Source organism: Embleya sp. NPDC127516 (assembly GCF_044765325.1).
In the GTDB taxonomy this organism is placed as follows: Bacteria; Actinomycetota; Actinomycetes; order Streptomycetales; family Streptomycetaceae; genus Embleya.
Genome location: NZ_JBIWJT010000005.1, coordinates 61,321 through 84,903, shown reverse-complemented (window position 1 = coordinate 84,903; position 23,583 = coordinate 61,321). Strand labels below are relative to the sequence as shown.

At 71.8% G+C, this 23,583-nt stretch carries 26 protein-coding genes; 20 read left to right on the top strand and 6 right to left on the bottom strand.

From position 1 onward, the window contains the following. The first annotated feature begins 298 nt into the window (after positions 1-298). Both ACIRL2_RS11050 and ACIRL2_RS11045 read left to right on the top strand, forming a co-directional pair. Positions 299-787 carry an ATP-binding protein gene (locus tag ACIRL2_RS11050; RefSeq protein ID WP_395862632.1) on the top strand — a complete coding sequence of 163 codons (489 nt, stop codon included), beginning with the start codon at positions 299-301 and terminating at the stop codon, positions 785-787. Positions 788-978: 191 nt separating this feature from the next. Continuing rightward, complete coding sequence (locus ACIRL2_RS11045) at positions 979-1,518, top strand: hypothetical protein (RefSeq protein WP_395862634.1); 540 nt, start codon at positions 979-981, stop codon at positions 1,516-1,518. 440 nt (positions 1,519-1,958) lie between these two features. Here the strand turns inward: ACIRL2_RS11045 and ACIRL2_RS11040 are convergent, their stop codons facing one another. Beyond that, the gene (locus ACIRL2_RS11040) at positions 1,959-2,861 is read right to left on the bottom strand and encodes a neutral zinc metallopeptidase (RefSeq protein WP_402231643.1); all 903 of its coding nucleotides are present in this window, start codon (positions 2,859-2,861) and stop codon (positions 1,959-1,961) included. Between the two features lie 262 nt (positions 2,862-3,123). Between ACIRL2_RS11040 and ACIRL2_RS11035 the strand changes: the two genes are divergently transcribed. From ACIRL2_RS11035 to ACIRL2_RS11015, 5 genes are all read left to right on the top strand, one after another. Continuing rightward, positions 3,124-4,722 carry an ABC-F family ATP-binding cassette domain-containing protein gene (locus ACIRL2_RS11035; RefSeq protein ID WP_395862638.1) on the top strand — a complete coding sequence of 533 codons (1,599 nt, stop codon included), beginning with the start codon at positions 3,124-3,126 and terminating at the stop codon, positions 4,720-4,722. Positions 4,723-5,130: 408 nt separating this feature from the next. Next, complete coding sequence (locus ACIRL2_RS11030; protein ID WP_020553538.1) at positions 5,131-5,364, top strand: helix-turn-helix domain-containing protein; 234 nt, start codon at positions 5,131-5,133, stop codon at positions 5,362-5,364. A gap of 226 nt (positions 5,365-5,590) precedes the next feature. Then, on the top strand, positions 5,591-6,340 hold the full coding sequence (locus ACIRL2_RS11025; RefSeq protein WP_402231984.1) for an enoyl-CoA hydratase/isomerase family protein: 750 nt from the start codon (positions 5,591-5,593) through the stop codon (positions 6,338-6,340). A 163-nt stretch (positions 6,341-6,503) separates the two neighbouring features. Next, positions 6,504-8,393, top strand: coding sequence for an ABC transporter ATP-binding protein (locus ACIRL2_RS11020; RefSeq protein WP_402231641.1), 1,890 nt, complete (start codon positions 6,504-6,506; stop codon positions 8,391-8,393). Between the two features lie 67 nt (positions 8,394-8,460). After that, a complete protein-coding gene (locus ACIRL2_RS11015) occupies positions 8,461-9,690 on the top strand; it encodes an FAD-dependent monooxygenase (RefSeq protein ID WP_395862642.1) in 1,230 nt (409 codons plus the stop codon). Between the two features lie 91 nt (positions 9,691-9,781). On the opposite strand, the gene ACIRL2_RS11010 is transcribed toward ACIRL2_RS11015, so the two are convergent. Genes ACIRL2_RS11010 through ACIRL2_RS11000 form a run of 3 tightly spaced genes read right to left on the bottom strand, consistent with a single transcriptional unit; the run spans position 9,782 to position 11,366 of the window. Continuing rightward, positions 9,782-10,126 carry an Asp23/Gls24 family envelope stress response protein gene (locus ACIRL2_RS11010; RefSeq protein WP_395862643.1) on the bottom strand — a complete coding sequence of 115 codons (345 nt, stop codon included), beginning with the start codon at positions 10,124-10,126 and terminating at the stop codon, positions 9,782-9,784. After that, positions 10,123-10,821, bottom strand: coding sequence for an Asp23/Gls24 family envelope stress response protein (locus ACIRL2_RS11005; protein ID WP_395862645.1), 699 nt, complete (start codon positions 10,819-10,821; stop codon positions 10,123-10,125). The genes ACIRL2_RS11010 and ACIRL2_RS11005 overlap by 4 nt, the downstream gene beginning before the upstream one ends. Next, positions 10,812-11,366: a sigma-70 family RNA polymerase sigma factor gene (locus ACIRL2_RS11000; protein WP_360305297.1), complete on the bottom strand. Its 555-nt coding sequence runs from the start codon at positions 11,364-11,366 to the stop codon at positions 10,812-10,814. Before ACIRL2_RS11000 ends, ACIRL2_RS11005 begins: the two co-directional genes overlap by 10 nt. Positions 11,367-11,645: 279 nt before the next feature. Between ACIRL2_RS11000 and ACIRL2_RS10995 the strand changes: the two genes are divergently transcribed. The 6 genes from ACIRL2_RS10995 (at position 11,646) to ACIRL2_RS10970 (ending at position 14,326) form a co-directional block, all read left to right on the top strand. After that, the gene (locus ACIRL2_RS10995) at positions 11,646-12,137 is read left to right on the top strand and encodes an Asp23/Gls24 family envelope stress response protein (protein ID WP_395862647.1); all 492 of its coding nucleotides are present in this window, start codon (positions 11,646-11,648) and stop codon (positions 12,135-12,137) included. Beyond that, entirely contained in the window at positions 12,134-12,412 is a 279-nt protein-coding gene (locus tag ACIRL2_RS10990) for a hypothetical protein (RefSeq protein WP_395862649.1), read from the top strand. The genes ACIRL2_RS10995 and ACIRL2_RS10990 overlap by 4 nt, the downstream gene beginning before the upstream one ends. A 112-nt stretch (positions 12,413-12,524) precedes the next feature. Then, entirely contained in the window at positions 12,525-12,707 is a 183-nt protein-coding gene (locus ACIRL2_RS10985) for a hypothetical protein (protein ID WP_078977717.1), read from the top strand. Continuing rightward, a complete protein-coding gene (locus tag ACIRL2_RS10980; RefSeq protein ID WP_402231637.1) occupies positions 12,707-13,063 on the top strand; it encodes an Asp23/Gls24 family envelope stress response protein in 357 nt (118 codons plus the stop codon). The genes ACIRL2_RS10985 and ACIRL2_RS10980 overlap by 1 nt, the downstream gene beginning before the upstream one ends. Next, positions 13,060-13,686, top strand: a complete 627-nt coding sequence (locus ACIRL2_RS10975) for a DUF6286 domain-containing protein (RefSeq protein WP_395862653.1) — start codon at positions 13,060-13,062, stop codon at positions 13,684-13,686. The genes ACIRL2_RS10980 and ACIRL2_RS10975 overlap by 4 nt, the downstream gene beginning before the upstream one ends. 7 nt (positions 13,687-13,693) lie before the next feature. After that, positions 13,694-14,326 (top strand): hypothetical protein, encoded by a 633-nt coding sequence (locus ACIRL2_RS10970; RefSeq protein ID WP_395862655.1) that lies wholly within the window; start codon positions 13,694-13,696, stop codon positions 14,324-14,326. Positions 14,327-14,507: 181 nt separating this feature from the next. Here the strand turns inward: ACIRL2_RS10970 and ACIRL2_RS10965 are convergent, their stop codons facing one another. Further along, entirely contained in the window at positions 14,508-15,272 is a 765-nt protein-coding gene (locus tag ACIRL2_RS10965; RefSeq protein WP_395862657.1) for an SDR family oxidoreductase, read from the bottom strand. Positions 15,273-15,352: 80 nt separating this feature from the next. Between ACIRL2_RS10965 and ACIRL2_RS10960 the strand changes: the two genes are divergently transcribed. Then, a complete protein-coding gene (locus ACIRL2_RS10960; protein ID WP_395862659.1) occupies positions 15,353-16,111 on the top strand; it encodes an SIR2 family NAD-dependent protein deacylase in 759 nt (252 codons plus the stop codon). 22 nt (positions 16,112-16,133) lie between these two features. On the opposite strand, the gene ACIRL2_RS10955 is transcribed toward ACIRL2_RS10960, so the two are convergent. Then, positions 16,134-16,937, bottom strand: coding sequence for an SURF1 family protein (locus tag ACIRL2_RS10955; RefSeq protein WP_395862660.1), 804 nt, complete (start codon positions 16,935-16,937; stop codon positions 16,134-16,136). Between the two features lie 296 nt (positions 16,938-17,233). Here ACIRL2_RS10955 and ACIRL2_RS10950 point away from each other — a divergent pair, with 296 nt between their 5' ends. The 6 genes from ACIRL2_RS10950 (at position 17,234) to ACIRL2_RS10925 (ending at position 23,570) form a co-directional block, all read left to right on the top strand. After that, entirely contained in the window at positions 17,234-17,887 is a 654-nt protein-coding gene (locus ACIRL2_RS10950) for a hypothetical protein (protein WP_402231633.1), read from the top strand. Next, complete coding sequence (locus ACIRL2_RS10945) at positions 17,884-19,509, top strand: protein kinase domain-containing protein (RefSeq protein ID WP_395862664.1); 1,626 nt, start codon at positions 17,884-17,886, stop codon at positions 19,507-19,509. Before ACIRL2_RS10950 ends, ACIRL2_RS10945 begins: the two co-directional genes overlap by 4 nt. Before the next feature lie 66 nt (positions 19,510-19,575). Further along, on the top strand, positions 19,576-20,085 hold the full coding sequence (locus ACIRL2_RS10940) for a SigE family RNA polymerase sigma factor (RefSeq protein WP_395862666.1): 510 nt from the start codon (positions 19,576-19,578) through the stop codon (positions 20,083-20,085). A gap of 92 nt (positions 20,086-20,177) precedes the next feature. Continuing rightward, positions 20,178-21,347, top strand: coding sequence for a hypothetical protein (locus ACIRL2_RS10935; protein WP_402231631.1), 1,170 nt, complete (start codon positions 20,178-20,180; stop codon positions 21,345-21,347). Between the two features lie 102 nt (positions 21,348-21,449). Then, complete coding sequence (locus tag ACIRL2_RS10930; RefSeq protein WP_402231629.1) at positions 21,450-22,229, top strand: hypothetical protein; 780 nt, start codon at positions 21,450-21,452, stop codon at positions 22,227-22,229. A 63-nt stretch (positions 22,230-22,292) separates the two neighbouring features. Beyond that, complete coding sequence (locus tag ACIRL2_RS10925; RefSeq protein WP_395862673.1) at positions 22,293-23,570, top strand: MFS transporter; 1,278 nt, start codon at positions 22,293-22,295, stop codon at positions 23,568-23,570. Positions 23,571-23,583: the final 13 nt, after the last annotated feature.

The window sequence follows — 23,583 nt, the reverse complement described above, 5'->3', positions numbered from 1 at the left end:
GCTTGCGGGACGAAGCGGCGGATCGGTTGGTTCCCCGAGCGCCCTCTCGGGCCCTGCGATACCGGTCACGTGTCGGCCTCGACGTGCTGCTCGGAGCGTTGTCGTCGCAGATCGCTACCCCGCGACGCGGGCCGGGAACCGCGCCCCGGGCGCCCGACGGCGCTCGCATCGACCGCGAGCGCCGATCGAGCGCCGGTCGCACGTCCACCGCCGGCCCGCGCCACGTTTCACCAGGGGGAAAGAAGTCGATCTCACCAACAGTGGAGACAAGGGCGGCTAGTTTGGACAAAGGTTGCCGATGCCTCCGGCCGCCTCATCCGCGCCACCAGGGGATACAGGGGATACAGGGGGAGACGTGGGCGAAATCGCATCATCGCCGCGATCCGGGGAGTCTTCGGCCGGCCCACTGCTCCTGTCGCTGAGGCTGACGGCCACTGTGGAGGCGGTGCCTCGGGCGCGTCACGCGCTGCGGCGGGTGCTGGGTGAACGGGTTCCGGACGCGCCCGTGGACACTCTGGAGCTGTTGCTGTCGGAACTGGTGACCAACGCGGTCAAGCACTCGGTGCGGGGTCATACGGTCGCGGTGGCGATTCTGCGTCGGGAGAACTCGATTCGGATCGCGGTCGTGGACAACGACCCGGCGCTCCCCGAGCCCGGGGACGCGGTGGATCTGCTCGACGAGCACGGGCGCGGGTTGTTGCTTGTGGACGCGATGGCGGAGGAGTGGGGGAGCTATCCCGTGCCGGACGGGAAGGTTGTCTGGTGTGACGTGAAGACCGTGGAGTGAACTCGGGCGCGGAAATGCGTGGGGCGCGTGGGGTTTGGTCCGTGGGGCTCGGTGGCTGCGCGTGCGCGTGCGGTGTGCGGGTGTGCGCGGTTGGTGATCGGAGTTGGGGCGGGTTTAAACCAACACGGCGGAAAAATGGCGTAATTGGATCTCGGCGTGCACTCTGGCAGGGACGGTTCGACTGTTTGTCCATGCTGTGCAAGGAGGATCCGTTGCGCGAACAGACCATCGGGGAACACCTCGACCGACTGGCCAGTCCCGACGTCGCGGTACGAGGGGCCGCCGCCGCGCTCCAGGCCGCGCAGGCCGCGGCGCTGATCGAGCGGGCGGCCGCGCTGGCGCTGCACACGACCGACGCCGAGGAGACGATGCGGGCGGCGCGGGCCGAGGCGGGGCGGATGCGGGAGCGGGCGATGCGGGTTGGCCATGCGGCCGGGGTGGATTCCGTTGCCGTGGGCGAGGCCGAAGTGCCTTTGCGTATCGCGGCGTTGGCGGCGGATTTGATCGGACTGGCGGGTACGGTCCGCGATGGCGGGGACGAGGACGTGCTTCCGTATCTCGCGGCTGCGGCGGCCAGCGCGCGGGCGGCGCTGGAGGCTTCGGCGGCGTGGGTCTCGCTGGTTGTTGCCGATGGTGGGGGGCGCGAGGTCCGGTCTCGGTTGGCGCGGCATCTTTCGGCTGTTGCCGATGCGGAGGACATCGTGGATCGGGCGCGGGTTGCGGTCGGCTGAACTCGGTTCGTGCGGGGGCGAGTTGGCCTCTTGCGCGATCGGGCGGTCGGTGGCTGGTGGGCCTCGCGCGCCGGGTGGCGTTGGGCGGTGGCTCCGCTGGGGTGGCCTCATGCGCCCGGCCGGGCTGAGTGTGCTCAAGCGCCGCACGGGCTGAATTGGTTCGGCCGGCGATGGGCGTCGGCTCCGCTGGGGTGGCCTCATGCGCCGGCCGGGCTGAGTGTGCTCAAGCGCCACACGGGCTGAGTGGCCTCAAGCGCCGGCCGGGCTGATTTGGTGCTCGGTTGGCGTTGGGCGTCGGCTCTGTTGGGGTGGCCTCATGCGCCGGCCGGGCTGAGTGTGCTCAAGCGCCGCACGGGCTGAGTGGCCTCAAGCGCCGGCCGGGCTGATTTGGTGCTCGGTTGGCGTTGGTTCTGGTGGGGTGGCGTTATGCGTTGGGTGGGTCAGATGCGGGAGGTGAAGGTGTCGCATTTGGTGGGGTCGCCGGTGGTGTAGCCCTGGCGGAACCATTGTTGGCGTTGGGTTGCGGAGCCGTGGGTCCAGGATTCGGGGGTTACTCGGCCCTGGAATTGTTCTTGGATGCGGTCGTCGCCGACCGCGGCCGCGGCGTCCAGGCCGTCGGCGATGTCCTGGTCGGTGAGGGCGGTGATCAGGGGTTGGCCGTCGGCCTGGGGGGTGGTGGTGGCGTGGTGGGACCAGACGCCCGCGTAGCAGTCGGCTTGGAGTTCGAGGCGGACCGAGCCGCTTTGCGGGCCCTGGCGGTCGTTGCCGACCTTGGCCATCTGGCCGGTCAGGTCCTGGATGTGGTGGCCGTATTCGTGGGCGAGTACATATGCCTCGGCGAAGGGGCCGCCCTTGGCGCCGAACCTGGTGCGCAGGTCGTCGAAGAAGCCCAGGTCGATGTAGACCTTGCGGTCGCCCGGACAGTAGAAGGGGCCCACCGCCGAGGTCGCCCCGCCGCACGCGGTCGAGGTGCTGCCAGTGAAGAATTGGGTCGGCGCCGGCTTGTAGGTCGCGCCCCGGCGCCGGTACTCGTCCGTCCAATACGCCTGCACGCTGTTGACCACGCCCACGATTCGGCAGTCGTCGCGCGCGTTGGCGTCGGTGCCCTTGCGGCACGAGTCCCGCAGTACCCGGTTGTCCGCCGGCACCGAGTTGCCTCCGCCGTCGTCGCTCAGCCCGAGCTGGTCGGGGCTCAGGCCGAAGATCAGGCCGAGCACCACCGCGATCAGGCCCGCCGCCCCGCCGCCCACCGCGAGGCCAGGCCGGCGCAGACCGCCGCCGCCCGAGCCGCGACGGTCCTCGATCTGTGACGTGTCGAGATCCGCGTCGTCGTTGAACTGCATCACGGCACCGCCTGCGGGCTGGGGAACAGGGCCAGACGAAAGATGTCGGGTGACGGATATCCCTTTTCCGGGTTTTTATCGCCGGCGTCCCGTTCGTCGCCGCGGGACGCCCGGGAATCCGGTGCGAGCCCTCCCGTAGACTCGTGGGCATGGTCGGTTTCTCTGGATATCCCCGCGAGCGGCCTTAGAGCGGTGCGGCTTCCCCGCGAGCCCCGCGCGACCGTCCGTCTTCGTCAGTCCCCGACCGGGAGTCCAGTCCTTCATGATCAACGCAACCAACGTCGAACTACGCGCCGGCGCCCGCATCCTGCTGGAGCCGGCCTCCTTCCGGGTCGCGGCCGGCGACCGGATCGGGCTGGTCGGCCGCAACGGCGCCGGCAAGACCACGCTGACCAAGACGCTGGCCGGGGAGACCCAGCCCGCGTCCGGCACCATCACCCGTACCGGCGAGGTCGGCTACCTCCCGCAGGACCCGCGCACCGGTGACCTGGACGTGCTCGCCCGGGACCGGATCCTGTCCGCGCGCGGGCTGGACGTGGCGCTCTCCGGGATGCGCGAGGCCGAGGGTCTGATGGCCAGCGCGAGCGGCGAGACCGCCGCGAAGGCGATGCGCAGGTATTCGCGCCTGGAGACCGAGTTCCTGACCAAGGGCGGCTACGCGGCCGAGGCCGAGGCGGCCACCATCGCGGCCAGCCTGGGTCTGCCGGATCGGATCCTGGGTCAGGAACTGCACACCCTCTCCGGCGGCCAGCGCCGCCGGGTCGAGTTGGCCCGGATCCTTTTCTCGGACGCCGACACGCTGCTCCTGGACGAGCCCACCAACCACCTCGACGCCGACTCGATCGGGTGGCTGCGCGAGTTCCTCAAGACCTACAAGGGCGGCTTCATCGTGATCAGTCACGATGTCGGCCTGATGGAGGCGTGCGTCAACAAGGTGTTCTACCTGGACGCCAACCGCACCACCATCGACATCTACAACGTCGGCTGGAACGCCTACAAGCTCCAGCGCGAGACCGACGAGCGGCGCCGCAAGCGCGAGCGGGCCAACGCGGAGAAGAAGGCCGACCAACTCTTCACGCAGGCCGACAAGATGCGGGCCAAGGCGACCAAGACGGTGGCCGCGCAGAACATGGCCCGTCGTGCCGAGAAGCTGCTGTCCGGACTGGAGAGCGAGCGCAAGTCGGACAAGGTGGCCAAGCTGCGCTTCCCCAAGCCGGCCCCGTGCGGGAAGACTCCGCTGATGGCGACCGGCCTGTCCAAGTCGTACGGCTCGCTGGAGATCTTCACCGACGTCGACCTGGCCATCGACAAGGGCTCGCGCGTGGTGATCCTGGGCCTCAACGGCGCGGGCAAGACCACGCTGCTGCGCCTGCTCGGCGGGGTCGAGGACCCGGACACCGGCAAGATCGAGCCCGGCCACGGGCTGCAACTCGGCTACTACGCGCAGGAGCACGAGACGCTCGACCCGGAGCGCACGGTGCTGGAGAACATGCGCTCGTCCTCGCCCGACCTCGACCTGGTCGAGGTGCGCAAGGTGCTCGGTTCGTTCCTGTTCTCCGGCGACGACGTGGACAAGCCGGCCGGGGTGCTCTCCGGCGGTGAGAAGACCCGGCTCGCGCTGGCGACGCTGGTGGTCTCCAAGGCGAACGTGCTGCTGCTGGACGAGCCGACCAACAACCTCGACCCGGCCAGCCGCGCCGAGGTGCTGGACGCGCTGCGCACCTACGAGGGCGCGGTCGTGCTCGTCACGCACGACGAGGGCGCGGTCGAGGCGCTCCAGCCGGAGCGGATCATCCTGCTGCCGGACGGCGTCGAGGACCTGTGGAACGAGGACTACGCCGACCTGGTCGCGCTCGCCTGATCGTTCGGGCGTGCGCGCCCGGGAAGCCCGAACCACCGACACCCCGTCGGGTTGCCGTCCTCGGCAACCCGACGGGGTGTTCGCTTTCGTCCCCCGACCGGTTTTCACCACGAAACCCTCACAAGGGGAAGCCATCCTTCCGGTCCGCACGTGATGCCGGTCACCAGGCTCGACGGCGACGCAGAGCAAGGTCGCGAATCTCATGGGTGACCAGGGCCTTTGTCGGCGGACACAGGATTCGGTCAAGCATTCGGCACGGGAAGGCGTGATTCCGCTCGGGTGATCTTTGTGTGCAACGGGCCACGCGCCGCGATGATCAAGCCATCGGGCCTGGTGGAATCACTGGCCATGCCATGCCCCAGGGGTGATCATGGGATTCCAGAGCGCACTTCCTATGAGGAGGCACGTGTGGCCGAGACTCTGAAGAAGGGCAGCCGGGTGACCGGTGCCGCGCGCGAGCAGCTCGCGGCTGACCTCAAGAAGAAGTACGACTCCGGTGCCAGCATCCGCGCCCTCGCGGAGGAGACGGGCCGTTCCTACGGCTTCGTGCACCGGATGCTCAGCGAATCCGGGGTGACCCTCCGAGGCAGGGGTGGGGCAACGCGGGGCAAGGCCAAGACCGCCGCGTCGTCCTCGGCCTGAGGTCGAGCTCCGGAGGATCCGCATCACCGTACCGTCCGTCGAACGACCATGTGACCGACCGGTAACGTCGGGCGCGTGGTCGTTCGACGGAAGCGACCCGAACACGGGAGGGACCGTGGACGTGGTGGCGAATCAGCTCGACAGTACGAATGGCAATGGCGGTACGGACGGCAACGGCGGTGAGGTCGGCGGTGCCGACGTCGCCGCACGGCAGGATCTTTCGGTCGTGATCGAAGGTTCGTTCGCGGTGGTGACCCTCACCAATCCCGATCGGCGCAACGCGCAGACTCCCGCGCTCTGGCGCGCGCTCGCCGCCGTCGGCCGCGACCTGCCCGGTGACGTCCGAGCCGTGTTGTTGCGCGCGGAGGGCGCCTCCTTCTCCGCGGGCCTGGATCGGCGGATGTTCCCGGGCGGCGGGGGCATTTCGGGGGAGTCGGATCTCGTCTCGCTGGCCGGGGCGAGCGACGACGAACTCGACGCGACCATCGCCTCGTTCCAGGAGGCGTTCACGTGGTGGCGCCGCCCCGACCTGCTCACCGTCGCCGCGGTGCAGGGGCACGCCGTCGGCGCCGGGTTCCAGCTGGCGTTGGCGTGCGATCTGCGGGTGTGCGCCGACGACGCGCGGTTCTCGATGCGCGAGACCGCGCTCGGTCTGGTCCCGGATCTGGCCGGGACCAAGCCGTTGACCGACCTCGTGGGCTATGCCCGTGCCCTGGAGATCTGCGTCACGGGCCGCTGGGTGAGTGCCCAGGAGGCCGTGTCGATGGGGATGGCCACGCTCGCGGTGCCGCGCGAGGAACTCGACGGCGCCGCGCGCGACCTGTTGGCCGCGCTCCTGGCCGCGCCGCGCGATGCGGTGATCGAGACGAAGGCCCTGCTCGCGGGCGCCGCGGGGCGTACCTACGACGAACAGCGCGCCGCCGAACGCGCCGCCCAGGCCCGCCGCCTGCGTGACCTCGCGGGCATCGGCGAGTAGTGAGACCCACGTCACATCCGGCCGCCGCCGACGGCCGGCGAAGCCGTGTCGGGCCCGGGACTCCCGGGAGTAAGCGGGCCCACGTCGGTGTTCCCGTACACGAAGTGCTGAGGTTGACTCAGGATTTCATTTCATCATTCGATATGTACGGGAGCGAGGCGTGATGAGTGGCGGCGGCCCGATGGGAATGAACCTGCGCTCCTACACCCGCGACGCGTCGGTGGTCGAGCGCAAGCTCGCGCCCGGCACGGTGCGGCGGGTGGGCGAGTTCGCGAGACCCTTCGCACGGCAGATCACCGTGTATCTGATCCTGGTCGTGATCGGCGCGGTGCTGACCGTCGTGCCGCCGCTGCTCGCGCAGCGGATCGTCGACGACGGGGTGCTCGAAGGCAACGGTCACCTGGTGACCGTGCTCGCGATGGTGGTGGCGGGCATCGCGCTGCTCGCCGCCGGGTTCGGCCTGGCCGAACGGTGGTACTCGGCGCGGATCGGCGAGGGCTCGATCTACGAACTGCGCAGCCAGGTGTTCGCGCACGTGCAGCGACAGCCGATCGCGTTCTTCACCCGGACCCAGACCGGCGCGCTGATCTCGCGCCTGAACAACGATGTGCTCTCCGCGCAGCGCGCGTTCACCTCGACCCTGGCCGGTGTGGTGTCCAACCTGGTCAGCCTGGTCCTGGTGGCCGGCACGATGTTCTACCTGGCCTGGCAGATCACCCTGATCTCGCTGGTCCTGCTGCCGCTGTTCCTGCTGCCGGCCAAATGGATCGGTCGTCGGTTGCAGGCCATGACGCGCGAGCAGATGCAGCTCGACGCGGAGATGTCGACCGTGATGACCGAGCGGTTCAACGTGTCCGGCGCGATGCTGGCCAAGATCTTCGGCCGGCCCGAGGAGGAGGACGCGCTGTTCTCCGGGCGGGCCGCCCGGGTGCGCGACATCGGCATCCGAATCGCCCTGGTGAACCGGGTGTTCGCCACCGCGCTGACCCTGGTCGCCTCGCTGGCGACCGCGCTGGTGTACCTGATCGGCGGGCACCTGGCGGTGGACGGGCAACTGACCGTGGGCACGCTGGTCGCGCTCACCGTGCTGCTCGGCCGGCTGTACGGGCCGCTGACCGCGCTGGCGAACGTGCGGGTGGACGTGATGACCGCGCTGGTCAGCTTCGAGCGGGTCTTCGAGGTGTTCGACCTGCCCGCGATGATCGCCGACAAGCCGGACGCCGAGCCGCTGCCGGCGGACGCGGCCACGGTCGAGTTCGACGCGGTCGGGTTCGCCTACCCCGGCGCGGACGAGGTCTCGCTGGCCTCGCTGGAGAGCGTCGCGGTGCTCGATCGGCGGCGCTCCGAGCCGGTGTTGCGCGACGTGTCGTTCCGGGCCGAGCCCGGTCAGGTGGTGGCCCTGGTGGGCCCCTCGGGCGCGGGCAAGACCACGATCACCTCCCTGGTCGGCCGGCTCTACGACGCCACCGAGGGCTCGGTGCGAATCGGCGGCCACGATGTGCGCGATGTCACGCTCGCGTCGTTGCGGGACACCGTCGGCGTGGTCACCCAGGACTCGCACATGTTCCACGACACGATCCGCGGCAACCTGCTCTACGCCAAGCCGGACGCGAGCGACGACGAGTTGTGGGCCGCGTTGCACGCGGCGAACATCGGCGAGCAGGTGGCCGAGCTGCCGGACCGACTGGACACGGTGGTCGGCGAGCGCGGACACCGGTTGTCCGGCGGCGAGAAGCAACGCCTCGCGATCGCCCGACTGTTGCTGAAGTCACCGCGTGTGGTGGTGCTCGACGAGGCGACCGCGCACCTGGACTCCGAGTCCGAGGCGGCCGTGCAGCACGCGCTGGCCTCGGCCCTGGAGGGTCGTACCGCGCTGGTGGTCGCCCACCGGCTGTCCACCGTGCGCGACGCCGACCTGATCCTGGTGGTGGACGGCGGCGGCATCGTGGAGCGCGGCACACACGCCGAGTTGCTCGCCCGGGACGGACTGTACGCGGACCTGTACCACCGTCAGTTCCGGGACCAGGAACAAGATCGGGCCCTCGCGAGTTGACCGACCAAAGCCCGGGGCGGCGGGTAGTGTGGTGATATTCCAAACGGTTGGCAAGAGGGGCTTCTACGTGCGTGTTCTCGTCGCCGGCGGCGGCATAGGTGGACTGGCTGTGGCACTGAGCCTGTACGACGCGGGCATCACCGAGGTGACGGTGGTCGACGCGGCACTGAGAATCCGGCCCCTCGGGCTCGGTATCAGCCTCCTGCCCCACGCGGTGCGCGAACTCGCCGAACTCGACCTCTACCATCCGATCGCCAACCTGGGCGTGCCGCTGTCCGGTGTGGCCTATCCCGACCGGGCGGCCAAGCGCGTGGTGCTCGAACCGCGCGGGCAGCGGGCCGGCTTCCTGTGGCCGCATCTGTCCGTGCATCGCGGCGAATTGCAGGTGGCCCTGCTGCGCGCGGTCTACCAGCGGCTCGGCCGCCCGGCGGTGCGCACCGGGTCCCGGCTGACCGGGTTCGACCAGGACGACGACGGGGTCACCGGCTACTTCGTCGACGGCGAAGGGCGGCCCTGGCGGGAGCGGGCCGACGTGCTGATCGGCGCGGACGGGATCAACTCGGCGACGCGCGCGACGCTGTTGCCGGACGAGGGCTCGCCGGTGGCCCAGCCGCGCATCCTGATGCGCGGCACCACCCGCTGCGCGCCGTTCGCCGACGGGCACACGATGATCATGACCGCGCACGGCGAGGCGCGCTTCATGGCGCACCCGATCAAGCCGATCGATCCGCGGGACGGGACCACGCTCACCAACTGGCTCGCCGAACTGCCCGATCGGCAGTCGGCCGGCGAACTCGGCGACACCGGGTGGAACGGACCCGCGGACCTGCGCCGGCTCACCCGGGTGTTCCGCGGCTGGAGCATCGCCGGCGCCGACGTCGGCGCGATGGTCAAGACGCCGACCGAGGCCTCCGGCTATCCGCTGGTGACCCGACCGCCGCTGGACCAGTGGTCGTTCGGCCGGGTCACGCTGCTCGGCGACGCGGCCCACCCGATGTACCCCTACGTGCTCGGCGGCGCGTCCGAGTCGATCGTCGACGCGCGCGTGCTGGCCCGCTCGCTGGCCTCGTACCAGGATCCGACCGAGGCCCTGGAGATGTACGAGCGGGCCCGGCTGCCGCTGAACAAGTGGCTGCAACTGATCGGCCACGGCCGGGTGCCGCGGGCCGCCGACGCGAGCGGGCCGCTGACCGCCACCGAGGAAATCGGCGGCATCATCGGCGCCTACGGCCACCTGCCCGGGCACGACGCGGCGGCCCTGAACGAGCGGCCCTCGTACAGCCTCGCGAGGGTCTGACCGCGCGTCGGACGCGCGGGGCGCGCACGGTGCTCGGGACGACGGCTCACGACGACGTGGCTCGGGACGTCCGGGCTCGGGGCCACCGTGCTCAGGGTCCCGCGTCGGTGACCAGGATGTGTACCACCACGTGCTTGTGTCCGGTCCGCTGCCGCACCGCTTCGGTGACCGCCGCGCGCACCTCGCGCGCCACGTCCAGTACCCGGCGGTCCGCCGCCGCGCGGAACTGCACGTCCACGTGCAGGACTCCGTCGAGCACGCGCGTGGTCACCCCCGGGACCCGGCCCGGGATCAGGCCGCCGGAGACCTGGGCGACCGCGTCGAGCAGTCCCGGTTGCAGGTCCACCACGCCCGGCACGGTCAGCGCCGCGCCGCCCGCGGTGGTCCGGGCCAGGACGGACATCTCGCGCGAGGTGCCCGTCGCGGGCTGCCTCATCGGCTCGCCTCCCGATTCCCGGCAGCCGGTTCCAGGCCGACCACGTCCACGTCCACCTTCGCCACTTCCAACCCCAGTCGTTCGCTCGCGGCCCGGCGCACCCGTTCGCGCAGTCGTTCGGCCAGCGCGTGGATCGGCTCGCCGTACGGCACGCCGACCGACAGCCGCACGGTGACCGGACCCGGCACCGCCGCGCCCGCCCGGTTCTCGTACGGCCGGATCCGGCAACTGCGGGCCTGTACGCCGGGCTCGGCGTCCACCGCCGCGCGCAGCGTACGCGCCGCGGCGGTCTCGGTGAGCGTCAACTGCTCGTCCGGCTCGCCCAGCGGCAGCAGCCGACCGGTGTGCAACTCGGCGCGGACCAGGCGCATCACCCGCGCGCCCAGGTCGTCCGGCACCGGGACCGGCAACTCGGCCCACTCGCGGGTGACCTGATCGAGCACCGAGTGGTCGCGCAGCACCGCCTGGCATTCCGGACACGAGCGCTCGTGCTCGTCCAGCCCGCCCTCGGCGGCGTGTTCGAGCACCCCTTCGGGCTCGCGCCCGCACGGCAGCAGCTCCCGATCCGGGTCGGGGTCGGGGTCGGCCGAGGTGGTCGCCCCCACCGGGGCGTGCCGGGTCGTCGCGAGCAGTTCCGCCGCGGACGGCAGCCGCAGCGCGTCGGGCGCGTCGCCCGCCTCGTTCGTCACGTCCACGGCCGCATCGCCTCCGCCAGGGTCTGTCGTGCTCGGAAGATCCTGCCCCGGACCGCGTTCGCCCCGATCCCCACGGCCGCCGCGATCTCGTCGTAGCTCTGCCCGTGCAACTCGCGCAGAACCCAGCAGGCCCGCTGCTCCTCGGTGAGCGTGGTCATCGCCTCCTGAAGCGCCTTGAGCGCCGCCGACCCCTCCGCCCGCCGCTCCGGATTGTCCGCCATCTGCTCTATCGCCCGATCGGGTACCTGGTCCAGGCCGACGGTGGGCCGTCTGGTCCGGGCGATGTTCAACGCGCGGTTGGTGACGATGCGATACATCCAGGTCAGGAACGACGACTCGGCGCGGAACCCGGGCAGTCGGCGCCACGCGCTGATGAACGCCTCCTGCACCGCGTCCTCCGCGTCCGTGGGCCGTCCCAGGATGCGCAGCGCGAGCGTGTACAGGGATCGACCGTGCCGACGCATCAGTACCTCGAATGCCTCGGCGTCGCCCTCTTGAGCCCGCACCACCAGGGTGCCCTCGTCGAGCTCGGCCTCGTCGGCCATCGGCTTCCCTCCTCGTCCCAACCCGGCGACCGTACTGCGCCCGGGGTCGCAACACGAGAACCGCCACCCCCACGGCGAGGCGCGGGCGTGGGTCCACGCCGGGAACCGTCCGGCCCGATAACGTCGGATTCGGCGAAACATTCGCCGATCGACGCGTGACGTTCGCCCGGTGTGTGTGTCGTACAGGTGTGGTGGACCCGGCAAGGGGCACCGATGTCAGGCGGGACCGAGTGGGGTTCCGGTCGCATGGTTCGGGCAGTCGAGGAAGGAAGTGCGCCGATGGCGGACACAACGACCCAGGGCAAGACCGGCACGCAGGCGCTCGAGAAGGACGAGGAGCGCTCGCCGGCGGGCGGGGCTCGTTCGACCGAGGTCGTCAAGCTGGCCACGGACAAGGGCCGCACGTCCATCGCGGACGGTGTGGTCGCCAAGATCGCGGGCATCGCCGCCCGCGAGATCCCCGGCGTGTACGCGCTCGGCGGGGGCGCGGCCCGGGCGTTCGGCGCGGTGCGGCAGCGCATTCCGGGGGGCAAGCCCAACGTGGCGCAGGGTGTCAGCGTCGAGGTGGGCGAGCGGCAGTGTGCCGTGGATCTCAACATCGTGGTGGATTACGGCGTGCCCATCGCCGAATTGGCGCAGGCCGTCCGAGAGAATGTGATCGACTCCGTCGAGCGGATGACCGCGCTCGAGGTGGTCGAGGTCAACATCGCGGTGGACGACATCCACATCGAGTACGACGGAGACGACTCCAAGGAGCGCCAGCTTCAGTGACGGTCGGGCCCGGCGACGACGCGCGGCGACGACTGCTGCGCGAATACCGGGAATTCATCCGTGCGAGTCATCCCGATCGTGGGGGTGACCCGGAGGAATTCGTCGCCGGGCTGGAGCGGTTCAGAGCGCTGATCGACGCGGCCGGGCCATCGGCGCCGGTTCGTTCGGGGGCCGCGGCGGAGACCACGGTCTACCGCCGCGGCCGACTGCCGGGTCGGCTCTGGCGCCAGTTGACGGAGCGGCATCGACGGCGCAACAACCCGCGCGTCGAGTAGCGGGCGGGGCGAGGACCGGTGGAATCCGCGAAGGATCCGCACGGTCTCTCGATACCCGACCCGACAGGGTCGACAACAACCGATGGTCGGTTCAGTGAGGAGTCGTTCGCCAATGACTACACCCATGGTCGGCCTGTTGGTCGGCATGGCCCTCGGCCTGGCCGCCGCGCTCGGCGGGTTCGGGGCCTTTCTCCTGGTCGCCGCGCTAGGGGTGGTCGGCTTCCTGGTCGGTCGTTTCCTGGACGGCGACCTGGACCTCGGCGAGCTGTTCAGCTCGCGCAACCGGCGGCGCTGATGCGCGCGGTACCGGCGGAGGGCCTGGCGCCGGCCGCGCACCGCGGAGTACTGCAGATCGGTGGGCGCGTGGTGGAGAAGATCGCCGCCCGCGCGGCACGCGAGGCCACCGTCGAGGCCGCGCCGGAGACCGTGCTGCGCGCGCCGCGCGCGGGCGCCACCATGCACCACGACCACGCGACGGTGACTCTCGACGTGGACGTGCCCTACCCCGGGCCCGTGGTCGAGATCGCCCGGACGATTCGCCGGCGGGTGCGCGCCGACGTGGAGTACCTGACCGGGATGCCGGTGGTGCGGGTGGACGTCACGGTCGGCCGGTTGACCCGTGGGGGGCACGGCAAGAGGAGAGTCGAGTGAGCCTGGAGGCTTCGCCAAAGGCGCCTTCCGGTGCCTCGCCGGCCGAGACATCGGCGGGTGCGATCGACGACTGGGGCGACGGTGCGAAGGTGCGCCGGGCCTGGTCGACGCGCGGCTTCCCGGCCGGGCTGGTCGCGCTGCTCGTCGGCGGCGTCGCGGGCACCGCGCTGTACATCGGCGTCACGGCCCGGATCGACCGGGCCCCGCGCTGGTCGCGCGAACTCCTGGAGCGCGCCCAGACGCACGTGTGGCGCGACAACGCGACCATCGCCGCCGGGCTGATCGCCGCGGTGCTGGGCCTGTGGCTGATCGTGCTCGCGGTCACCCCCGGGCGACGCAGCCTGCTGCGACTGCGCTCGCCGGGCGACGCGATGACCGTGTACATGACCCGGCGCACCGCCGCCTCGTTCCTGCGGCACACCGCGCTGGCGTCCTCGGGCGTACTGGACGCGCGGGTGCGGATGGGCCGGCGCAAGGCAGTGCTGCGGGTGGACTACCACTTCCGCGACCCGGACGACCTGCACGACGAGTTGATGGAACGACTGGAGCAACGCGCGAACGCGCTCACGTTGGCCCGGGTGCCACGGGTGGATCTGCGCCTTCAGCCCGTGAGCGGGAGGTGAGGCGAGCATGCGTACGGTCTGCAACCGGATCCTGTTGTTCCTCGTCGGTCTGGGCCTGATCGGCGGCGGGCTCGCCGTCGCCGCCCGGGGGCGGGGTTGGTATCCCGACCTGCTGCACACCGCGGACAAGCCGTTCGTCACCACGAGTCAGGCCGAGCGGCTCACCGACCACGGCTGGTGGTGGTGGGTCGCCTTCGGTGCGCCGGGGCTGATCCTGGTGCTCGCGCTGTGGTGGCTGCTCGCGCAGTTCGGCCGGCGGGCGGTGCGTTCGCTGCGGGTGCAGGACACCACGGACGGGGCCGGCGACGGTCCGTCCGGTCTGGGCACCGGCTTCGGCATGGTCGGCGACGAGGCGGACACGCTGACGGTGACCGGCCACGCGCTCGCCGACGCGATCGAGGACGACCTGTCGTACGTGGACGGCGTCGAGCACGTCTCGGCGCATCTGATCCGCCGCCGGCACGGTCCGACGCTGCGGGTCATGGTCCGGGCCGAACCCGGCGCCGAGCCGCGCGCGTTGCTGAGCGCGGTGCGCGATCGGGTGTTGCCCAACGCGCGCGAGGCGGTGGGCCTGGACACACTGCCCACGATGATGACCCTGCGGACCAGCCGGGGATTGCCCAAGCGGCACCTGGACTGAGCGGCGCGGATGGACGGCGGTGGGGCCCGGGACGTGTCCCGGGCCCCACCCGTGTCTCGGGCCCGGGTGATGTCCCGGACGCCACTCCTGTCGGGCCCCGGGTGTCACCGGGGTCGGGCTCCGGCTGCACTCGCGTCGGGGTTCGGGCCACATCGGTGTCGAGCCCCGAGCCGCACGGGTGTCACAACGAGCGGGCCAGGCCGCCGTCGACCGGGATCATCACGCCGCTCAGGTAGGACGCGGCCGGGGACAGTGTGAAGGCGGCCACCCGGCCGAACTCCTCCGGGGTGCCGTAGCGGGCCAGCGGGATGCTTCCGGTGTGCGCGGCCCTGGTCGCCTCCGCGTCGCCGCTGAGATCGTCCAGTTCGCGCACCCGGTCGGTGTCGATCCGGCCGGGGAGCAGTCCGAACACCCGGATGCCGCGCGGGCCCAGCTCGTCGGCCAGGGTCTTGGCCACCATCGCCAGGCCCGGCCGCAGACCGTTGGAGACGCCGAGGCCGGGGATCGGTTGACGCACCGACGAGGACAGCACGAAGCCGATCGATCCGCCGCCGGTGCCCAGCGCCGAGGCGGTCGCCCGGGCCAGCCGGACCGCGCCCAGGAACACCGACTCGAACGCGTCCCGCCACTGGTCGTCCTCGATCGCGGTGATCTCGCCCGGAGGTGGTCCGCCGACGCTCACCAACGCGCCGTCCAGCCGCTCGAAGCGGGCCAGCGCCGCCGCGACCAGCCGCTCGGCGGTGCCGCTGTCGCCGTTGTCGGCGGCGATCCCCAACGCCTGTTCGGGCCCGCCGAGCGCGGCGACGGCCTCCGTCGCGCGTTTTTCGTCCCGCCCGGTGACCACCACCCGGGCGCCGTCGTCCACCAGCGCGCGGGCGGTGGCGAAGCCGAGGCCGCGGGTGCCGCCGGTGACCAGATACACGCGATCGCGCAGTCCAAGATCCATGCCACCATCCTGCCTCGTGCCGGCCCCGACGCGCGGTAATTGACAGGTCGTCAGCTCGGCCGGTCGCTACCCTCGGTGGCATGACCGAGCAGATCGACGTGGTGCGGGAGTGGATCCGGGCGGCCGAGGACGGGGTCACCGTGCTCACCGGGGCAGGCATCTCCACCGACTCCGGGATCCCCGACTACCGGGGCCCGCAGGGCGTGTGGACCAAGGACCCGGACGCGGAGAAGCTGGTCACCTACGGCTACTACATGGGCGACGAGGACATCCGCCGCCGCTCGTGGTTGCTGCGCCGGGACAACCCCGCGCGGCTGGCCGGGCCGAACGCGGGACACGCCGCGCTGGTCGCGCTGGAGCGGGCCGGTCGGCTCAACGCGTTGATCACCCAGAACGTGGACGGGCTGCACCTGCGGGCGGGAACCGGCGCGGAGAAGATCATCGAGTTGCACGGCACGATGTTCTACGTGTTGTGCACCGACTGCGACGCGCGCACCACGCTCGACGCGGCGCTGGAGCGGGTGGCGATGGGTGAGGACGACCCGCGCTGCCTACGCTGCGGCGGGATCCAGAAGACCGCGACGATCATGTTCGGGCAGGGGCTCGACCACGGCGTGCTGGAGCGGGCCGCGATCGCCGCGCAGATCGGCGACGTGTTCCTGGCCATCGGCACCTCGCTCCAGGTCGAGCCCGCCGCGTCGTTGTGCCGGGTGGCGCAGGAGGCGGGGGCCAAGCTGGTGATCGTCAACGCCGGGGAGACGCCCTACGACCGGGTCGCCGACGCGGTGATCCGCGAGCCGATCGGCGAGGTGCTGCCGGAGTTGGTCGCGGGGTTGTGAGCGTTGTCCCGGCCGGGACACCTCAGACCTTGGCCGCTTCCTCGGGCGCGGGCGCCGAGTCGGCCTCGTCCAGCGCGGCCAACTCGGCCTCCAACTCCTTGGCCTCGCTGCGAACCAGCTTGACGAGCATCGCCAGCAGCGCGAACGCGAAGATCCACCACTGCACCGCGTAGGCCAGGTGCGGGCCCAGGTCCTCGTCGTCCGGCTCGGGGATCAGCGCCGGTGCCTTGGCGGGCATCGGGGTCTGTTCGGTGAGTTCGACATAGCCGCCGAGGATCGGATGCGGCAACTTCGCGGCCAGTTCGAACGAGGAGATCCGCATCACCTGGCCCTGGGGCACCTCGAGGTCGCGGATGCCGGAGTCCTTGCGGGTCTCGTCCGGGCGCAGCCGACCGGTCACCGTGACCTGCCCGGCCGGCGCCGGCGGCACCTCGGGGCGCTCGGCGGCGGTGGGCGGGTTCTTCACCCAGCCCCGGTCCACCAGCAGCGCGCGGCCGTCGGCGGTGATCAGCGGGGTGACCACGTAGAAGCCGGGCACGTTGTTCTGCGACCGGTTGCGCGCGAGCATCTCGTGCTCGGTGTCGTAGGTGCCGGTCACCGTGACCCGACGCCACTGGAGGTCGCCGGGCAGCTTCCGGCCCACCGCGAGGATCTCCTGCGCGGGCACCGGCTCGCGCTTGCTGTTGGCGCTGATCAGGTCGTTGTGCGCGACCTTGTTCTCGTGCCGGTGGAACTGCCAGAAACCGAGCTCGACCATGATCGGGACCAGCACGAGGACGAGCAGCGCCATCGCGATCCAGCGCGGGGTCAGCAGGAAGCGGTACACCCGAGCACGGTACCCCTCGCCGCGCCCGGTGTGTCCCGCCGGGTGCGCGGTGTCGGCGTTCGCGGTGCCCCGGCGCGCCCGCGCCCCGGACCCGAACCGGTGGGCGAACGGTCTGTGGGTGGGCGCTTGTCCAGGTCGGCAGCCGGCCGGCCGGTCCCGCCGATAGGCTTCCGGCACGCCGTCTCCCGGCCCATCGCCCGCGACTCCCGGCAGACCGGGTGCGGACGCGGCATCGGCTCGCCCCGCGGGGGAGTCGTCCGGCCTCGGGAGTCCCACAGCCTCGGGAGTCACACAGCATGCAAGGTCCGTCGCGCGATCCGGTGCCCGGTAGACGCGGTACCGCCGGTCACTGGTTCGGGCTTGTCGGCCTCGCCGCGGTCGCGTTCCTCTCGATCGGACTGCTGTCGTGGATTCCCCCGCTCGTGGCGGGAGTTCGCACCCGCAAGCACTGGGACTGGGTGGTCCTGGCGGTCACCTCGGTGAGCGTGGTCCTCGCCTTCGTGTTCCTGGTGATGGGCAGCGAGTCGAGCGGCGAGCAGGCCGCGCGCGAGGCGCTGGGCGCGCCCGAACCCCAGACGATCCTGGACGACGTGGGCACCGTCATGCTGCTGGTGCTGATGGTCGCGGTGCCGGTCTGGTGGTGTGTCGGATCCGCCCGCTGGGCCCGGGCGATGCGCGCGTACGGGCCGGCCGGGTACACGCCGTGGCCGCAGGCGCCCGTCGGACCGCATCCCATGGCCTACCCCCCGGCCCCGCCGCAGGCCCCGCCGGGCTACCTGGTGCCCGGCCCGCCGGTCGGGCCCGGTACCCCGCGCGGACCGGTCGCCCCGCCGCCCGTCGCCGGGCCGGTGCCGGTCGACGATCCCGCCGCGCGTGCCCGGGCCCGACTGCAAGGGCTCAGCGAGCGGCTGCGCGAGCAGGACGGCGGCAACCCCGGAGGGCCCCGATGAGCGCTCCCGGACGGGTGATCGCGGGCCGCTACGAACTGTCCGCGGCGATCGGCCGCGGCGGCATGGGCCAGGTCTGGAAGGCGTACGACCAGACCCTCCAGCGCCGGGTCGCGGTCAAGTTGCTGCGCACCGACCTGGTCGAGGGGGGCGGCGGCCGCGGCGCGATGGAACGGCGCTTCCTGCGCGAGTGCCGGGTCACCGCGGGCATCGATCACCCGGGCCTGGTCACCGTGTTCGACGGTGGCACCGACGAGGGCGACCTGTATCTGGTGATGCAACTCCTGGACGGTTGCGACCTGGCCGACCTGATCGCGGAGAACCGGCCGGTGCCGTGGGAGTGGGCGGTCGCGGTGGCCGCGCAGATCTGCTCGGTGCTGGCCGCCGTGCACGCGGTGCCGGTGGTGCACCGCGACCTCAAGCCGCGCAATGTGATGGTCCGGCGCGACGGCACGGTCAAGGTGCTCGACCTGGGCGTGGCCGCGGTGCTCGACCCGGAGTCGACCAAGCTCACCACGACCGGCGCGATGCCCGGCTCGCCCGCGTACATGGCGCCCGAGCAGATGAACGGCATCGTCGAGCCGCGCACCGACCTGTACGCGCTCGGTTGCCTGCTGTACGAGATGCTGGCCGGGCGGGCGCCGTTCGCCGGGCCGACGATGGCCTCGGTGATGCTCGGGCACCTCAGCGCGACGCCCGAGCCGTTGGGCGCGCACCGCCCGGACATCCCCGCCGGGCTGGAACGGCTCGTGCTGGACCTGCTGGGCAAGCAGCCCGACCAGCGGCCCGCGAACGCGCAGGAGGTCTACCGGCGGCTCGTTCCGCTGCTGCCCGCGAGTCGCGGCGACGCGCTCGCGCCGACCGCGCCGATGGACCCGACCCGCCCGCTGCGTTTCCCGGCCGCGCCGCAGCCGTTGCCGGGGGTGCCCGGCCCGGTGCGGGCGTCGGTGCCGGCCCCGCCCACGCCGCCGTGGGCGATGAGCGCGGGCCCCTCGGCACACGTGCCGCGCGCCGATCCGGACTGGGCGGCGGTGCCCTCCGCCGCGCCGCCCACGTTGGACGTGCGCAGTGCGCTCGACGAGGCCAACCGGCTGCTCGGCGAGGGTGCGCTGACCCAGGCCGTGGACGTGCTCGGTGCCGCCCTGCCGGTGGCCATCGCCCGGCACGGCGAACGCGACCCGCTCGTCCTGGGGTTGCGACAGGCGCTCGCCGACACATTGCTGGCGGACCGTCAGTTCCGGCGCGCGCTCCCCGAGTTGCAATACATCGCGGGCGTGTTCGCGGCGTCCGGCGGGCCGACCGACGCGGAGGCGATGGAATACGGCCGGCAGGTCGCCGCGTGCCTGGAGGAACTGGGCGAACTGCCCGCCGCGCTCGGCGAGTACCGGCGATTGCTCGACCTGCACCGGCGGATCCCGGAGGCCGACGTCTACCAGGGTTTCGACCTGCGCGAGCGGATCGGGCTGCTGCTCGCCGCGCTCGGCGACCCGTACCGGTCCGAGAGCGTGCTGGTGCCGCTGCTGGCCGAGCAGGAGCACCGGCTGGGCCCGCAACATCCCCGGGTGTCCACGCTGCGCCAACACCTGGGCCGCATCCACGGCGCGACCGGCTACCGGCGTCGGTGACGCGGGGGTGTAACGCGCTTGGCGGGTCGCGGCGTTATTCGCACGACACCGAGGCGCGGAGGCACCATGAGCGGGAACGGGGGCGCGAGCTTCGACGAGTTCGCGCGGGCCCGCAGCGGCCAACTGCTGCGCACGGCCTGTCTGCTCACCGGCGACTGGCACACGGCGGAGGATCTGGTCCAGGAGACGCTGGGCAAGCTGTACCGGCGTTGGCGGCGGATCCGCGAGATGGAGTCGCCGATCGCGTACGCGCACACCACCCTGGTGCGCACCTTCTTGTCCGTGCGTCGGCTCAGGCGTTCCTCGGAACGCCCCAGCGACGCGCTGCCGGAGCCGCCGCCGGCCCCCGGTGAGGACATCGAGCTGCGCCTGACCCTGCTTCAGGGCCTGGCCCGACTCTCGCCCGCCGATCGCGCGGTGCTGGTGCTGCGCTACTGGGAGGACCGGTCGGTCGAGGAGACCGCGGACGTCCTGCGGATCAAGCCCGGGGCGGTCCGGGTGCGGTCCAAGCGGGCGTTGGATCGGCTGCGCGCGATGCTCGGCGCGGAACTGGTCGACCTGGGCATGGCATGTTGACCGGCGATGGGGGCCGGTCGCCGCGATCGCCCGGGGGCCGGGCGGCGCCGTTGCCCGGATCGCCTCGCATCGACGGAAGGGAGCTGATCAGCGTGGACGCCGACGACAGGTTCGAGCGGGATCTGCCGGGCGCGATGCGTTCGGCCGTCGCCGAGTTCCGCGGACCCAGCCCCGATCTGATCGAGCGCGGTATCCGGCTCGGCAGGCGGCAGCGCCGGGCGCGGCTGGCGGTGGGCGCGGCGGTGGCCGCCGTACTGGTGCTGGGCGGAAGCGGCGGGCTGGGCTTGCCCGACGGGGTGCTCGCCGGGTCGAGCGCCGATTCGGGCCCTGCCGCGAGGCGGCTCGAAGCGATGGCGAGACTTCCCGTCGGCAGGGAGTTGGTCCCGTACGTGCGCGCGGCGCTGCCGGACGGTGGTCGTACCGACCGCTTCGAGCCGAGCCGCGAGGGCCCGGTGCCGGGCCAAACCCGGATCGCCGGCACCTACACCGGACACAACGGCTCCACGGGGCTCGAGGTGGAACTCTCCCGTCCGCTGTTCGGTTCGGTCGAGGATCTGTGGCGTGGCCCGCATTGCCCGTCATCGGATGGCGGTTCGCGACTCCGGTGTGTCCGCACGGTGGAGCCGGACGGGGGCGTGCTCATGGTTTCCGGGTTTTGGCCGCCGGGGGCCGAACGGCAGTCCTACGCCGTCGTGTACACGCGGCCGGACGGCGTCCAGGTCCGGGCCGGCGAGCTCGTGGACACGCCGAGGGGAACGCGCCAGGTCCTGGGGCCCGAGGAGTTGACCGCCATCGCGCACAGCCAGGCGTGGACCGTGGTGGGGGTCGACCCGTCCGACGTGCCCCCCGCGGCGTTCGAGCCGGTGTCGGCCGTGCTGCCCAAGGGGATCCGGGTACGGAGCGCGGTGAAGACGACCGTGGGCAACTTCGTCCTCGGCGGCCTCCATGAGGCGATGTCGGACCTGACCGTGCGGCTGCGCTCGACCCGGGACCCGGCTGTGACGCCTTGCCCGGTCGGTACGAAGGAGGACTTCTGTGTGAACGTGACGCTGGCGGACGGAACGCCCGGAGTGACCCATCAGGTGGTCGCGAACGACGGCCGGGTCGAGTCGCGTTCGCTCCTGGTCATCCGCCCGGGCGGCCTGGCGGTCTCCCTGGAGGTGCGCGACGGCCGGAGCGCCGAGTCGGCCCCACTGCCCGAACCGCTGCTCTCCATCGAGCAGTTGAAGACGATGGCGGCGTCCCCGCGCTGGACCGGATGATCCGGATGATCCGGGTGTGACGACCGCGGCGGGTGCCGAGGTGGGCGAAGGCGCACATTTTCTGCCACTTGTGGCGGCTGTGCTCTTCCGCCGGAGGCCGCCATGGGCGACCGTGGAGACATCGACGCGCTAAGGGGTGACGTGGCGATGGAACTGCCCGAGGTGTCCCTGCCCTGGTTTGTGTTGGGTGTCGCAGGCGCGGTGTTGTCCCTGACCCTGCCGTGGTTCCAGACCCGGACGTATCGCCGGGCGCGCGCGCTCGACTTCGACGAGTCGCGCTACGCCACCGCGCCCGACACCGTCTTCCGGGTGCCGATCACACCGCTGAAGGTGTACGCGGAGCCGGTCGCGGCGCGCGCGGTCGGCCTGCCGCTGGGCGCCGCGGGTGCGGTGTTGTTCCTGGTGTTCGGGTTGTGGCCGTCGATGGTGACCTGGTCGGTGTGCGGCGGGGTGACCATCGTGCTCACTCCGGTGCGGCGTGCGCTGGGCCTGCGGGTGACCCACCGGATCGCGCGCGACGTGGCGTTTCGCAACGGGCCGCTGCGCGATCGGGACGGCACGGTGATCGCCGAGCAGTCCTGGTCGCAGGTGGTGCGCACCTGGTACCGGCACGAGTACCGGGACCGGCCGCCCGGTGAGGACGACCTCTCGGTCGCGGTGCTGGGCAAGTTCTGGTGGTTGGCGGGTCATCTGCTGTGCTGGCCGGTGACGTTGCCGGGGACCCAGATCGTGCAGACCGCGATGTGCCGGAACCCGGCCTGGGCGCTGGGTCATGTGGGCGACGACGCGGGTGCGCCGTGGCTGGCCGATCTGGGTGAGGCGCGTACTCCCGGCCGACCCGAGACGCACGGGAAGGCGCGACAGACCGCCCCGGACGGGTGACGCCCGCACGGGTGACCACACCTCGACCCGATCGTTGGGCCGGGTGTGACGCGAAATGTCTCCATGGTCCGGATCGCGGCGGCGTCCTTCGCCGGCACGTCGATCGAGTTCTACGATTTCTTCGTCTACGGCACGGCCGCGGCCCTGGTGCTGGGCCCGCTGTTCTTTCCCGGGTTCTCGCCGATCGCGGGCACTCTCGCGGCGTTCGCCACCTACGCGGTCGGGTTCGTCTCGCGGCCGCTGGGCTCGGTGCTCTTCGGCCGGTTGGGCGACCGGCGCGGGCGTCGGCCGGTCCTGGTCGTCTCGCTGCTGCTGACCGGCGTCGCCACCGTGTTGGTGGGACTGCTGCCCACCTACGACCGGATCGGCCTGGCCGCGCCGATCCTGCTGGTGCTGCTGCGTTTTTGTCAGGGGCTCGGGGTCGGCGGCGAATGGGGCGGCGCGGTGCTGCTGGCGGCCGAACACGCGCCGCCGGGCCGTCGCGCGTTGTGGGGCAGCTTTCCGCAGGCCGGGCCGGCGATCGGGTTCCTGCTCGCCAACGGCATCATGCTGACCCTGTCCGGGGTGCTGACCGACGCCCAGTTCCACTCCTGGGGTTGGCGGGTGCCGTTCCTGTTCGCGGGCGTGCTCGCGGGCGTCGGACTGATGTTGCGCGCCTCGATCGAGGAGACCCCCGCGTTTCGCGAACTGGCCGTCGCGAACGAACTCTCGGCGAGCCCGTTCCGCGAGGTGGTGCGTGACCAGTGGCGGCTTATCCTGCTCATCGCCGGGGCGCTGACCTGCGGCTACGTGGGCTTCTACCTGACCACCACCTGGTCGCTGCACTACGCCACCAGCAGGCTGGGGGTCGGGCGCACCACGATGCTCGCGTGCATCATGATCGCGGTGGTCGGCAAGGCCGTGGCCACCCCGTTGTTCGCGCTGCTCGGCGACCGGTACGGTCGCAAGCCGCTGTGTGTGGCGGGCTGCGCGGCGATGGGCCTGTGGGCGTTCCCGATGCTGGGGCTGCTGGCCACCGGCGAGCCGGTGTGGATGACGCTCGCGTGCCTGGGCACCCTGGTCGCCTTCATCGCGATGTTCTCGGTGGTCGGGGCCTATCTGTCCGAATTGTTCGAGCCGCGCGTGCGGTGCACCGGCGCGTCCACCGCGTACAACCTGGGCGGCGTGCTCGGCGGTGCGCTGACCCCGATCGTGGCCACCGAACTGGCCCGAGGCGACGGCACCCCGTGGAGCGTCGCGGCCTATCTCGCGGCCGCCGCGGCGCTGAGCGTGGCGTGCTTCTCCGCGCTGCCGGAGACCCGTGCGGTGCGGGCGTGGGAGGGACAACCGGCCACCGCGTGATCTTCCCTCGACA